Consider the following 13,347-nt stretch of genomic DNA (forward strand, 5'->3'; position numbering starts at 1 on the left):
TAAAACCGTTGTCAGGTTTTACCCATTTCAGATAGTTTAATCGTCACCCATTTCCAGGACAGCCATAAATGCCTCTTGGGGAACCTCAACAGAACCAACCATTTTCATGCGTTTTTTACCCTCTTTTTGCTTCTCGAGCAGCTTACGTTTTCGGGAAATATCGCCGCCATAGCATTTTGACAAAACATTTTTGCGCATTGCTTTGATGGTTGAACGGGCGATAATTTTATTGCCAATTGCCGCCTGTACCGGGACTTCGAATTGTTGCCTCGGGATCAATTCTTTTAGTTTCTCAACAATTTGTTTCCCACGAGCATAAGCAAAGTCCCGATGAACGATGAACGATAATGCGTCGATCGTTTCGCCATTTAACAGAATGTCCATTTTCACAAGTTTGGAGTCTTGATAACCAATTAGCTCATAATCAAAGGATGCATACCCTTTCGTCTGCGATTTTAATTGATCAAAGAAATCATAGACAATTTCAGATAACGGAAGGTGATAAATAACATTTACCCGGATATCATCCAAGTACTCCATATTGACAAATTGACCGCGTTTTTTCTGACAAATTTCCATAACCTGACCCACGTAATCGTTTGGAACCATGACAGTTGCTTCTACATATGGTTCCCTGACCTCTTTGATCTGTTGCGGGTCGGGCATTTCGGAAGGATTGTCCACTTCTACCATATCGTCATTTGTTAATTCAACTTCATAAATAACACTTGGTGCAGTAGTAATTAATTGAATATTAAATTCCCGCTCAATCCGTTCTTGAATAATTTCCATATGCAGGAGTCCGAGAAATCCGCACCGAAAGCCAAATCCCAAGGCTTGTGATGTTTCTGCCTCATATTGTAGCGATGAATCATTTAGTTCCAAACGTTCGAGTGCCTCCCGAAGATCATTATATTTGTTCGAATCAACCGGGTATAGGCCGCAGAAGACCATCGGATTTAATTTTCGATAACCTGACAATGGTGTATCGGCAGGGTTATCGGCAAGCGTAATTGTGTCACCAACCCTTGAATCACCAACCTGTTTGATGGATGCTGTTAAATAGCCCACATCACCCACCCTCAATTCTGTTTGCGGAACCGGTTTTGGTGTAAAAACGCCAACCTCGTTTACTTCAAACTCCTTTCCTGTCGCCATCATTTTAATGTTGTCGCCAACTTTTACCATACCTTCTTTCACACAGATATAAGCAATGACGCCACGGTACGGATCATATATCGAATCAAAAATTAACGCCTTTAATGGGGCGTTATCATCTCCTTCTGGTGCTGGTATTGCTTCAACGATTCTTTCAAGAATTTCATCGATGCCAATACTGTCTTTTGCCGAGGCAAGAATCACCTCATCTTTATCAATCCCGATTACATCCTCAAGTTCTTTAGCTACCCGGTCTGTATCGGCATTAGGCAAGTCTATCTTATTAATTACAGGGATGATTTCCAGATCATTATCCAGGGCGAGATATACATTTGCCAATGTCTGCGCTTCAATCCCTTGTGCAGCATCAACAACTAAAATGGCCCCCTCACAGGCAGCCAAACTTCGCGAAACTTCATATGTAAAATCAACATGCCCGGGTGTATCAATCAAATGAAAGATAAATTCCTCTCCGCCCTTACTCTGGTAATGGAGCCGGACAGCATTTAGCTTGATCGTGATCCCGCGCTCTCTTTCCAAATCCATGGCATCAAGAAATTGTTCTTTCATTTCCCGTTGCGTTAGTGCTTTTGTCTTTTCCAAAATCCGATCCGCCAGTGTTGATTTTCCGTGGTCAATATGAGCGATAATCGAAAAATTGCGGACGTTTCTTTGTGTTTTCGCCATAAGTGCTGTTCACTCCTACATGTATTGTACCGTGAAAACATGATGTGTTTACTAGGATAGATTATAGCAATAGCAGCCCTGACATTCAATAAGAAAGGCGGAGGGCCTGTTTTCTATGTTCATTCCCGTTTGGTACATGCATTTATAAACAAAAATCCCCTGTTATTATAACACTGCAACGGCGAATAACAGAGGGTTTTTAGTCAAAAAAATACTTGGGCAAATTGATAGAAGATCATCACAACCATCTCATAAATTCCTTTAATAATATCACCTAAAAAAGAAGCTGTTTTTTGGGTAAGATGTGCAGAGGTATCCATTTCCGGTTCGGGCTCGTTGTTTACTTCTATCGTCTCAACTTCTTGTTTATTCACATCCGCTTTTGAGCTATCCTGTTCTTGTACCTGCTCCTCCTGCTGCACAGTTTTTGCTTCTTGACCATGGTCTATGCCATAAAGCATTCCCGACAGAAAGAAAACTGCCAATAACAACAATGTGATAACTGCCCGTACCATCTGCCATTCCCTCCCTTGCTCTTGGCGATATAATGCTGGTAAATATCATAGTTCCAATTCCGAAATGCACTTATAGTAAAATCTATGTCGCTGTTTGATGAACTAGAACCAGTAGAACCAAATCTTTTAATTTTCCTGTCAAATAATAGAGTGAACTAGAAGTACTATCTTGTGTATGAGGAGAAGTTTTCCACATCAACCTTTTCATGTAATGCGGCATTCACTCCGTTTGCAATCACATGCGACATGTCGTCCATGAACCCGTCGACTTCTTTCGGTGTCACCATATAATTATAACCAACTGGAGTTAATACCTCCTTGATCAATGCCCTTTTATCCTCCTCTGTTAACGTTCCGACAATCCCAAGAAAAGTTTTCCGCTTCTCCTCGTCGGGCAGATCTTCTTCAGTAAATTTTTTTGCGCCAAAGTTTAAACCGGCTGGAGCTAGTGATTTCGATGGCTTGTCTTTTTCATTCCATTCCCTGCCAAAATGTTTTAATATCAAATCAATGGTGTCGCTCGTTATGGTCACTGCATCAACAACAGTTGGGACTCCAATCGCTATCACCGGAATTCCCAATGTATCCTGACTCAATTCTTTCCGTTTATTACCGACACCGGATCCTGGATGAATCCCTGAATCAGAAAGTTGAATAGTCTCATTAATTCGCTCAATTGACCTCGAAGCAAGTGCATCAACAGCTATAACAAAATCAGGGTTAAACTTTTCAATTATTCCAAAGATCATGTCGCTTGTCTCAATCCCTGTCACCCCCATCACACCAGGTGTAACTGCTGCGACAGAACGATACCCCTCGGCAACAGTTTCATACTGCAATCGAAACAAGTGGCTGGTGACGAGAACTTTTTCTATTGCCATTGGACCAAGTGCATCAGGCGTAACATTCCAATTCCCCAACCCAACAACTAATCCGGTCGCATCTTTTGGAATATTGTTTTTCTCCAATAGCCGTTCCAACTCTTTGGCAAGAATTTTTGCCGCCGCTTCTTGTCTTGTTGTATCTTGCTTTTTAACCCCGTCCGCGTAAATGGTGACATAGGTCCCCGCCTTTTTGTTGAGCACATCGGCTCCTTCTGCATCAATTTCAACCTGGGAAATGGCAATATCATCTTCTTTATAATCTTTAATGGTTACCCCTTTTATTTGCCTTTCCTGTTTATCCTCTTCTTGTTTTTGAACATACATATCTTTTGCTTCCACAGCCAAATCAGTTCGCACTTGGAAATTGATGTTGTTTTCACCCATGACTATCATGTCATCCCTTCTTACAAGACTGTCATTATTTATTACATTAGGCTATACAAAACAGGAAGAATTCATACAAAAACAATAGCAGTGATTGTCTGGATCAGGTGTCAGGCCAATTGTCGCTAAATGGGCGCTTACGTCTTTCTTATAACAAAGCTGTTGAAAACCTTGCCGCTGTTTGGTAAAATGATTTTTGTTCTCAACCGTATGTACAGGTTGTTTAGGAGGTGAAACAATGGCTAATATTAAATCTGCAATTAAACGTGTAAATATCAATAATAAAAATCGCGCCCAGAATCAATCAGAGAAAACAGAAATGCGTTCACAAATCAAACATGTAGAAAAATTTATTGCGGCTAGCGATGTTGAAAACGCCAAAGCTGCACTTCATTCAGCTACAAAATCAATTGATAAAGCAGTGCAAAAAGGGATTATCCATAAGAACAACGGTAATCGTCAAAAAGCACGCTTGGCTCAAAAAATAAACAACATTGCATAACACATAGTTGCAAAAAACAAAACGATCCAGTGTTTCGGATCGTTTTTTGTTATATGGAAATCATGAAATTTCAGGTATTCTTGCGAGGTGCCACGTCCAGCTATGGCTTTGGTCTCACTTGAACAAGCTCATATAATAACAATTCAAATGCAAGCTGTTTTTCCATTTTCCCCTGTTTCATCATCGTGTCCGCTTCGGTAAGTTTGTCCATAATTGTTTGTAACGTTTGGTTGCTAAAACGCGCTTCACGTTTTGCGGCTATTTTTACAACATACGGGTGAACACCCAATTGTTTCTGCATTTGGAACGAACTATAGCCTTTTTGCTTTAATAATTTCACGCGGTAAATGGTTCGGAATTGAAAAGCCAAAAGAGCAATAAGGGCGATCGGTTCTTCCTTCATTTTCTGCAAGTCATGAAAAATTGCAATAGCTTTATGAATATTACCTTCCATTACGGCATCCACCAGTCTAAGTGAAGAACTGTTTGCTGTATGAGAAACCAGCTGTTCAGCTATCTCCTTCGTAATGGTCCCACCCTCACCAACATACAGTGCTAATTTTGTCAGCTCATTTTTAAGTAAATAGAGGTTTGTTGCGACTTCACCTTCAAGTACTTCATAAGCTTCAGGTGAAATGCGAATGTTTAATTGGTCGGCTTGATCATTAATCCATGCAGGCACATCCTGCTCCTTGATTGGACTGCAATCGGCCACTACTCCATGCTTTTTTAATAATTTGCTGATTTTTTTTCGCTCATCGATTTTTTCATACGGCGCAATAAACACCATAACCGAATAGTCAACCGGTGATTCCACATAGTGCTGTAGTAAGGTGAGATCATGCTCAAACGGTAACTTGTCTGCCTTCGCTTTAAGAAAAGTTGGATTGTTGGCGAAAATCAGTTTCCTTTCACCGAAAAATGGCAATGTTTCAGCGTCCATAATGACTTCCTGTATAGGGGTTTCTTCCAGATCATACATGACCAGGTTTTCTTTGTCATCATCAGGTAACACCGCATTTGTAATATGTTTTTTTAAATTTTGTATGAAATAAGTATCAGTACCATATAATAAATATATTGGCGAAATTTGTTTATTCTTTACTTGTTTTAAAATGTCCATATATGCCATGTTGTTCACTCCAATGTATACCATTTTACCGTAAAAACATGAAAAAGGGAATTGCGATCACGGCAATTCCCTGTCAGGAGATCTATATAAACGCTTGATTTACAGTCCCGGGCTACTGCTCCTCAAACGATATTTTCCCTTACCTGTAGATTGACCATCTGTGCCAAAACTATAGATGTTAACTCTTTCTAAATATGGGGAAATAATTTTTGTATCATTTTCCATAGGAATGTGGATTTTTTTCTGTATTTCATTTATACTAAAAATGAACTAGGAGGGTTAGATGTGAACGAATTCGAAAATGACGTACAGTCAAAAAATAATGATGTTGTTGACTCAATGAAAGGATTTGGCTACTCGTTTATATTCTTTATCCTTATTTTTGCTATCGGTGTAGCAATCAGTGTTATTGCATCATAAAGTGAAACTACTTAGAAAAAAGCGAATGGTTGCAGTAAGTATTAATCTTTCGCCTGATGCATATTCATGACCAAAGAGGCTGGCAATAGTCACTTTGGTCATTTTTTTATGTTCTCTTGAATGCCGCTATACTAACAGTATAACCGGATGTGTTCTATGTTAAGAAGGTATAAAAATACATTCAAAGCCTATTCTGCTTATGCCAGAATTGGCCCCGTCCGGCTCCAGCACAAACGCCGCTAACCGGGTGCTTATGCCTTTGTTCATACTTTATGGCAGGAACTTCAAAAATGTTCCCTTATCTTCATGAAATCGAAATACAACTGCTCCATCTTGATCTGATCTAAATACATAAATATCGTTCTCCGCCAACCGCTCTGTAATTTCTGGGGATGGATGGCCATATAAGTTGTGCCGGCCAACCGAAATCAGACCATACACTGGATCTATTGCTGATAAAAATGCCGAATCTGAAGATGTTTTGCTTCCATGGTGGGCAACTTTTAAAACATCTACATTTAAACTCGGGTAGGCTCTTATCAATTGTTGTTCAACGTCCTGCCCAATATCCCCGGTAAACAGCCAGGTTAGTCCGCCAAATTCTGTATATAGAACAAGCGAATTATCATTCGGAGAATCCTGTTTTGTAAAAGGCGAAAGGGCTGAAAATACCTGTCCCGCCATTTCGATTGTTTCCCCCGCCTCTATCTGTTGCACATCCGTTCCATTTTCCTGCCAATTGGTTATCTCCTGCTCAGTTAGCGGATAGTATGCACTTACTATGACATGTTTAACATCCAATTCATCAATTAGATATGGAACACTGCCGACATGGTCGAAATCCTCGTGTGATAAAAAAATGGCATCTATTGTGGTAATTCCCCGTGACATAAAATATGGCTTCATCATTTGCCGGTAATTTTGATCCGCATTATCTTTATTGTCAAAACTGGCTTTGGCTCCGGCGTCTACCATAAACACACCCTTGCGATATGGCAGTTCAATCACAAACGCATCACCTTGCCCAATATCAAGCATTGTTACGGAACCGACCGGATTGAAATAGGGCTTAATGGTAACACCAATAATTAAGCACACTGTTAAGCATCCTAACAGCAAGGAATGCCAATGACGTTTTTGCTGAAGCCGATTCATAAACAATAAGAACAGGATGAAATATAATAATGCACCAACAACCGAAATGGAGCCAACGGTAAGCGGATGATAAAAATAGGTGTCAATTCCATGCAGTAGCGAGAGAAACAGGTGATGTATCTTTGTAAAGAAAATATCGGCTACTGATGTTATAGCTCCCAAAATCGGAGACAGTAATAAAAGAAAAAACATAAATGGAATAACAAATAAAGTAAAATACGGGATAACAAGTAAATTAAGGATGATGGAAAGTGGATGAAACATATAAAAATATACCACCTGAAGCGGAAATATAATCATTTGCGCAACAAAACTGATTTGCAGCATTTGTAATAAAGGCGAGGAGGTATACGACAGCCAATGCCTGGATAACAATATACCAAACGTTACTAAAAATGAAAATTGAAAGCCAACATGATACACCATGTATTTATCTGCCAGCATCAATAAGAGAAATACAATACTTAACACATCGGTTGAACCGAATTGCACTTTTAATTTGTTTAAAATGATAAACAACATGAGCATGACACAGGCGCGCCATACCGATGGTTCACCCCCGGCAATAAGCGCGTAAAACGGCAAAAAAATAATCATCACCCACTGTGCCTTTTCCTTTGTAAGCAGATTACATTTGATAAACAGAAAATACACTATTGATACAATCAAGCCCACATGTAAGCCGGAAATAGCCAAAATATGTGACAATCCCCATCGTTGAAATAAGTCGATCGTATCTTCGTCAATGGAAGAGTCATCCCCAATAACCAATGCAGTTAGCCAAGCAGCAGTTTCCTTTCCTACGAGCCGTTTGACATGATGAATTAACTTCTGACGCAGATCGTAAACTCCCGCTAGCGTACCGGAACCGGAGCAGGAAATATCCTCCATTGACTTCATGTTAATTTGATACATAATTCCTTTTGTCTGTAAATATCTTCTATAGTCAAACTGACCGGGATTTGTACTTCTGGTCGGTTGTTCCATTTTTCCATATACTTCACATGTTGCTCCGTGTTTCCATGTTTGTATATGATGGACCCATTCATTATCGTCTTTATCGGGAAAGTAAACAACGAGAAGGTTTGTTTTGGAGGTATGGTCTTGGAGGACAAAATCTATTTTCTTATCCGTCTTGTTAAAAGAACCAATTATCTTTCCGGTGTAGGAAGCGGAATCAGCTGTTGCTTCTGGTTCAATTTCTACGTCTGATATGACCGGTATGTACGTATAAAAGAGGAAAAAAACGATTAGAGAAACAACTATCGGGAGGATCCCCAACCGCTTAAATCCATACAACAGAAGCAGCCAGACAATAAATGCGACAGCGAACCAATATGTCTGCGTCATCACAGTAACCGCACATACAGTCGCCGAGATAGCAGGAAAATGCCAGTAGCCTTTCATGCACGATACTCCTTGTTTTGTTAAATTTTAAATAAACGTTCTGCTTCTTCTTTGAGATGAAATGCCTTGTCTGTATCGGTAAGGTTATCCAGTAATGCTTTTACCAGTTCCGTCTTTTCACTAACATTTTCATCAATTGCCAAATAATTCAATTCTACCTTTTTGGTTTCTACATCTGCTTCTTGAAATAATTCCAAAGCATATGGATGATTTTTATAATCAGTAGCATAATAGACTGTCTTAATACCGCTTTGGATAATCTGTTTGCAGCATTGCAGACATGGAAAATGGGTTACATAAAGTTCTGCACCATCTGTCGGAACACCAAACTTAGCGCATTGCAATAGCGCATTCGCCTCCGCATGAACGGTACGAACGCAGTGTCCATCAATCATATAACAGCCTTCATCAATGCAATGTACACTGCCGGACACACTGCCATTATAACCGCCGGCAATGATCCGTTTATCTCTCACTATCGTTGCCCCAACCATTAATCTTGTACACGTACTGCGTAATGCTAGTAAATGACTTTGCGCCATAAAATATTGGTCCCATGAAATTCTCTCCATCCTAAATATCCCCTTTATAGAGGATGTTCAAAAAGTCCGGTAAAAATGACGTGCCCCTGCAAAAAGTGTATGCCGACGCCTGAGCGCAAGCCCGTTTTTAGTCGGCCTTCCTTTGAAGAAGTTCGTTGGCTTGCTTTTCCACTCCTCATGTACCTTTTTGTACACTCCGGTTCTCAAAGCTACGCCGCCTTGAACTTCTCGATCCTTTTTATCCTCCTTTTGAACACACTCTAATACTATTACTTCAATAGTGTACATGCACTAATGATATTTCGTCAATTACCACTATGGGATCTGAATCGCGTCCTGAAAATTTTCCAGTGTTTTCTCGCCAATCCCCGATACCTGCAACAAATCGTCGATGGTTTGAAACGGACCATTCTCTTCCCGATAATCAATAATAGCCTGAGCCTTGGACGGTCCTATACCAGGCAGGGTTTCAATTTCTGTTTGGGTCGCCTGATTAATTTTTAATTTGGATTCTTGACCAACTGTTCCCGTCGTCTCAGACAATCCATCGGCATCATCTCCTGTTTGCGGAATCGTGATGACCATCTCATCCTGAACCTTTTGGGCCAAATTGACCATGGTCTGATCAGCTTGTTTGGTAAATCCGCCAGCCAATTCAATAACATCATGCACCCTTGCATCTGGTGACACATCATAAATACCTGGTTTCTTGATCGCGCCTTTTACGTCGACAATCACGATGCTGTTGGCTGTTTCATCATCCTTTGCTTTTGCTTCTTCTTTTATCGGGTCGGGTACTGGTGTTAGCTTAGCATCGGTATCGGGGGTATCATGACGGTTAAACAGAAGGAAAACAATAATCGCCACTCCGATTAAAATAAAGAAAAAACTTTTTTTCAGGAATTCCATAATCATGTCTATCATATCCTTCCTTAACAGTGAAATTCCATTCAGTCGAGGTATTACGGCCGTTAAAGTTGTTAATGGAGTAATTCGAGGGAGAACGGGGGGCGTAATCCGGGTTCCTTTATATCTATTCGACATAAAACCGCAAACTCCTGCCAGCAAAAAACAACCGGGAAAATACTATTTTCCCGGTTGTTTTCCAGCCACAAAGAAGATTCTTTCCGTATTATCCTTTAGACTTTCCGGTTTTGGCGAAAAATCACCATATAAATGACGAATGTTGAAGCCGGAAGCTTGTAGTAATTTTTGATAAATTTTTATAGGAAATGTCTGTTGATGATGATATTCTTCGAATCGAGTATATGTTTTACCTTGTTGTACGAAAAAAGTTAAATCATGAAAAACTTCTCCAGATACTTCGCCTGGAGAACAAAACCAGATATAGGCCAGGTCATCGTCTACCATTGCAAATGTTTCCCCGGCCAGATTATTATCCAAATGATAGAGGGAGTGAACATCAAAGATAAATATCCCTCCGTCGGCAAGCATGTTCTTTACATGCGAAAAGACAGTCATTAATTCCTCTTCGGTTGTGATATAATTCATCACATCACAATAGCTGACCACTGCATCAAGTTCTGACAACCCTTGCAGTTCCCTCAAATCCTGATGAATCCATTGAACAGGAACTCCCATATCTGAAGCGTGCTGCTGGGCAACACTCAGCATCGTTTCCGAATAATCCACACCAATCATTTGGTATCCCATTTGCGCTAAACCTGTTGTTATCCGTCCTGTGCCACAACCAAGATCGGCTACATGATGAATCGGTTTATCTGATTGCTGAAAAACTTCAACCGTGAAACCCAGCCAATCATCATATGGGGCATCATCCATCAACCGGTCATAGACGTTGGCCAATTGTTGATATTCCATTAGTTATTCTTCCCGTCCAAAATTAAATTCAATTTGTGCAGCATCGCCCCATAATCGTTCCAGGTTATAATAGGAACGCTCATCTTTGTGAAAAATATGGCATACAACATCGCCAATATCGACCAATATCCACCGCGCCTGTTCAAACCCTTCCAGACGTTTAACGGTCAATCCGCCTTCTTCCACCATATCTTTAATGGATCGGGCAATCGCCTGCACCTGTCGCTCATTCGTTCCATGACAAATCAAGAAGTAATCTGCCACTAATGACACTTCTTTCATATCTAAAGCAATAATGTTTTCAGCGCGTTTATCATCACACGCTTGTGCAACTTTCTCCAGTAATTCCAAAGTATCTTCCAAAATTAGTAACCTCCGTTTACATGTCTCGTTAGATCATTATATGCATGAATCGTGTCCGGGTAAATACGTGATCCTTTCCCCATTAAAAACTGAATTGAATTTCTAATGGATAACCAGCAGGCATGAGTGAGATCCTCTTTTGCCATGTTTCTTACTTCATCCAATCCGGGAAAAGACCGGCCTGGTTCAATATAATCTGCCAATAAAACAATCATTTCCAGTTTATTCATGTGTGCTTTTCCCGTCGTGTGATTGTGAATAGCACCAAGTACCAACTGATCCTGAATTCCATGTTCCTCTTTTACCAAAATTGCACCAACTGGAGCATGCCATAATTCTTGATGATAAAATAACAAATCATTTGGCAGCGGACTGGTCAAAATTATCCGGCGCATTTCTTCGACCGGCCGAAATTTTGCGTAATCATGAAAAATAGCAGCTAATTCCGCTTTATCCTGTGATACCTGAAAACGCTCAGCCAGTTCCACCGCCGTTTCTGCAACACGTAACGTATGCTCGAATCGTTTCACTGTCAACTGTGGTTTAACCTTCTTAATCGCCTCATTCTTGTCCATATAATCGCTTCCCTTTAATATAACTTTCCACAACTTCCGGTAATAAATATTTGATTGACTGGTTTGCTTTAATGCGCTCTCTGATTAGGGTAGATGACACATCAATCATCGGGATATCCACGATAAGAACAGGATATTCCGTATCCAGCTTATAGCCACTACGCTTCACCCCAACGAACTTCACGATATTCAATAATTCATCAATACGATGCCACTTCGGTAAATACTCCACCATATCAGCGCCAATAATAAAATAAAATTCAATATCGGGATATGTATCGTGCAACATCTTCATTGTATCAAATGTATAAGATTTTCCTAAACGATCGATTTCTACCGTGTTCAGTTTAAATTGATGATTGGATGCAATTGCCCGCTTGAGCATTTGCATTCGATCTTTTGCACTTGATCTTGCCTTTTGTTTATGCGGAGGCTCATAAGATGGGATAAACCAGATTTCTGTTAAGCCAAGTTGGTTTTTTACCTCCTCGGCTATCAGCAAATGTCCCAAATGCGGCGGGTCGAATGTGCCTCCTAAAATGCCAACTCGTTTCATCGCTTACTCCTTTATAGGGATGTTCAAAAAGCCTGGAAAGAAGACATGTCAATTTTTTGAACACGTTCTTTATGGTAATTGAATGTGCTTGTTTTCTTCTGACTCTTTGTAAAGCACAATATTATTCCCAATGATTTGTACAACTTCCGCTTCCGCACCGTCAGCTAACATGGTTGCAACATCATGTTTATCCTGCAAACAGTTCTGCAGGATACTAACCTTGATCAATTCCCGTTTTTCCAATGCTTCACTAATTTGTTTCACCATATTTTCATTGACGCCGTCTTTACCAACCTGAAATATTGGCTTTAAACGATTCGCTTCCGCACGTAAATATCTTTTTTGCTTTCCTGTTAACATGATTATCTTCCTTCCAAAATCCGTCGTAATTGTTCTGCCATACCCTCGATTGGCACTTGACGATTTGTCCATAATTCAAACGCATATTGTGCCTGATAAAGAAGCATTGTATGGCCATAATGAACAAGCGCTCCCTGCTTTTGCGCCCGTTTCAAAAAAGTTGTCTCGATCGGCTGATAAATAATATCACTTGCAATACTTCCTGGTTTAAAGGAAACATCCGTCGGAAAAATGGATTGTTCCTGGTTTGGTTTCATTCCAATCGAGGTCGTTTGGATGATCAGATCGTACTCAGGAACTGCCTGCATAAATGTTTCCAATGATAACACCATTGTATTTGTTTGATCCTGCTGCAATTTGGCAATAGCTTCTGCGTTCGATATGGTACGATTAGCAATATCAATAAAACGAAACCCTTCTGTTACAAGCGCATGATAAATTCCCCTGGCCGCACCACCAGATCCGATAATAGCTATTTTCAGCGCTTTATTTTGGGAAATCTCCGGGTATTGTTCGCATAATGACCGGACATAACCTTTCCCATCAGTATTATATCCAATCCATTTTCCATCACGATTGACGACCGTATTGACCGCACCAATCTGTTTTGCCCCATCACTAACTTCATCCAAAAAAGGGATGATTTTTTGTTTGTATGGAACCGTCACATTAAAGCCATTGACAGAGCGATTCCTCAGATCGGTTATACGTTGTGCAAATGACTGTTCCGGTGCTATCTCTTCCAGCATATAGCTTCCATTCAAGCCTGTTCGCTCAAGAAATTGCTCATGAATCCATGGAGATAAGGAATGTTGAACAGGATAGCCTATCAAGGCAAATTTAAAATCCATGTGATTACCCTCCC

Annotated in this window: 15 protein-coding genes; 2 read left to right on the forward strand and 13 right to left on the reverse strand. The window is 40.2% G+C overall.

Annotated elements, in window-relative coordinates; all coding sequences use genetic code 11:
• Nucleotides 1-36 precede the first annotated feature (36 nt).
• The 3 genes from lepA to gpr form a co-directional block, all read right to left on the reverse strand.
• A complete protein-coding gene (gene lepA, locus ABRT01_RS06500) occupies nucleotides 37-1,845 on the reverse strand; it encodes a translation elongation factor 4 (RefSeq protein WP_367746613.1) in 1,809 nt (602 codons plus the stop codon).
• A gap of 203 nt (nucleotides 1,846-2,048) precedes the next feature.
• Complete coding sequence (locus ABRT01_RS06505) at nucleotides 2,049-2,360, reverse strand: hypothetical protein (RefSeq protein WP_367746614.1); 312 nt, start codon at nucleotides 2,358-2,360, stop codon at nucleotides 2,049-2,051.
• Between the two features lie 164 nt (nucleotides 2,361-2,524).
• Nucleotides 2,525-3,628 carry a GPR endopeptidase gene (gpr, locus tag ABRT01_RS06510; RefSeq protein ID WP_367746615.1) on the reverse strand — a complete coding sequence of 368 codons (1,104 nt, stop codon included), beginning with the start codon at nucleotides 3,626-3,628 and terminating at the stop codon, nucleotides 2,525-2,527.
• Nucleotides 3,629-3,866: 238 nt separating this feature from the next.
• Here gpr and rpsT point away from each other — a divergent pair, with 238 nt between their 5' ends.
• Nucleotides 3,867-4,130: a 30S ribosomal protein S20 gene (gene rpsT / locus ABRT01_RS06515; RefSeq protein ID WP_367746616.1), complete on the forward strand. Its 264-nt coding sequence runs from the start codon at nucleotides 3,867-3,869 to the stop codon at nucleotides 4,128-4,130.
• 100 nt (nucleotides 4,131-4,230) lie between these two features.
• Here the strand turns inward: rpsT and holA are convergent, their stop codons facing one another.
• Nucleotides 4,231-5,262, reverse strand: coding sequence for a DNA polymerase III subunit delta (gene holA / locus ABRT01_RS06520; protein WP_367746617.1), 1,032 nt, complete (start codon nucleotides 5,260-5,262; stop codon nucleotides 4,231-4,233).
• Nucleotides 5,263-5,547: 285 nt separating this feature from the next.
• On the opposite strand from holA, the gene ABRT01_RS06525 reads away from it, so the two are divergent.
• Nucleotides 5,548-5,682, forward strand: a complete 135-nt coding sequence (locus ABRT01_RS06525; RefSeq protein ID WP_269412146.1) for a YqzM family protein — start codon at nucleotides 5,548-5,550, stop codon at nucleotides 5,680-5,682.
• 270 nt (nucleotides 5,683-5,952) lie between these two features.
• Here ABRT01_RS06525 and ABRT01_RS06530 read toward each other — a convergent pair whose 3' ends face one another.
• From ABRT01_RS06530 to aroE, 9 genes are all read right to left on the reverse strand, one after another.
• Complete coding sequence (locus tag ABRT01_RS06530) at nucleotides 5,953-8,244, reverse strand: DNA internalization-related competence protein ComEC/Rec2 (RefSeq protein WP_367746618.1); 2,292 nt, start codon at nucleotides 8,242-8,244, stop codon at nucleotides 5,953-5,955.
• A gap of 20 nt (nucleotides 8,245-8,264) precedes the next feature.
• Nucleotides 8,265-8,816 (reverse strand): ComE operon protein 2, encoded by a 552-nt coding sequence (locus tag ABRT01_RS06535; RefSeq protein ID WP_367746619.1) that lies wholly within the window; start codon nucleotides 8,814-8,816, stop codon nucleotides 8,265-8,267.
• Between the two features lie 285 nt (nucleotides 8,817-9,101).
• The gene (locus ABRT01_RS06540) at nucleotides 9,102-9,701 is read right to left on the reverse strand and encodes a helix-hairpin-helix domain-containing protein (RefSeq protein ID WP_367746620.1); all 600 of its coding nucleotides are present in this window, start codon (nucleotides 9,699-9,701) and stop codon (nucleotides 9,102-9,104) included.
• A 171-nt stretch (nucleotides 9,702-9,872) separates the two neighbouring features.
• A complete protein-coding gene (locus ABRT01_RS06545; protein ID WP_367746621.1) occupies nucleotides 9,873-10,628 on the reverse strand; it encodes a class I SAM-dependent DNA methyltransferase in 756 nt (251 codons plus the stop codon).
• 3 nt (nucleotides 10,629-10,631) lie between these two features.
• Nucleotides 10,632-10,991 carry a ribosome silencing factor gene (gene rsfS, locus ABRT01_RS06550; RefSeq protein WP_269412141.1) on the reverse strand — a complete coding sequence of 120 codons (360 nt, stop codon included), beginning with the start codon at nucleotides 10,989-10,991 and terminating at the stop codon, nucleotides 10,632-10,634.
• A gap of 2 nt (nucleotides 10,992-10,993) precedes the next feature.
• The gene (gene yqeK / locus ABRT01_RS06555; RefSeq protein WP_367746622.1) at nucleotides 10,994-11,566 is read right to left on the reverse strand and encodes a bis(5'-nucleosyl)-tetraphosphatase (symmetrical) YqeK; all 573 of its coding nucleotides are present in this window, start codon (nucleotides 11,564-11,566) and stop codon (nucleotides 10,994-10,996) included.
• On the reverse strand, nucleotides 11,553-12,122 hold the full coding sequence (locus ABRT01_RS06560; protein ID WP_367746623.1) for a nicotinate-nucleotide adenylyltransferase: 570 nt from the start codon (nucleotides 12,120-12,122) through the stop codon (nucleotides 11,553-11,555). The genes yqeK and ABRT01_RS06560 overlap by 14 nt, the downstream gene beginning before the upstream one ends.
• Before the next feature lie 69 nt (nucleotides 12,123-12,191).
• Nucleotides 12,192-12,482, reverse strand: coding sequence for a ribosome assembly RNA-binding protein YhbY (gene yhbY, locus ABRT01_RS06565; RefSeq protein WP_269412138.1), 291 nt, complete (start codon nucleotides 12,480-12,482; stop codon nucleotides 12,192-12,194).
• A 2-nt stretch (nucleotides 12,483-12,484) separates the two neighbouring features.
• Nucleotides 12,485-13,333, reverse strand: coding sequence for a shikimate dehydrogenase (gene aroE / locus ABRT01_RS06570; RefSeq protein ID WP_367746624.1), 849 nt, complete (start codon nucleotides 13,331-13,333; stop codon nucleotides 12,485-12,487).
• Between the last annotated feature and the right edge of the window lie 14 nt (nucleotides 13,334-13,347).

Source organism: Lentibacillus sp. L22 (assembly GCF_040812445.1).
In the GTDB taxonomy this organism is placed as follows: Bacteria; Bacillota; Bacilli; order Bacillales; family Amphibacillaceae; genus Lentibacillus_C; species Lentibacillus_C daqui.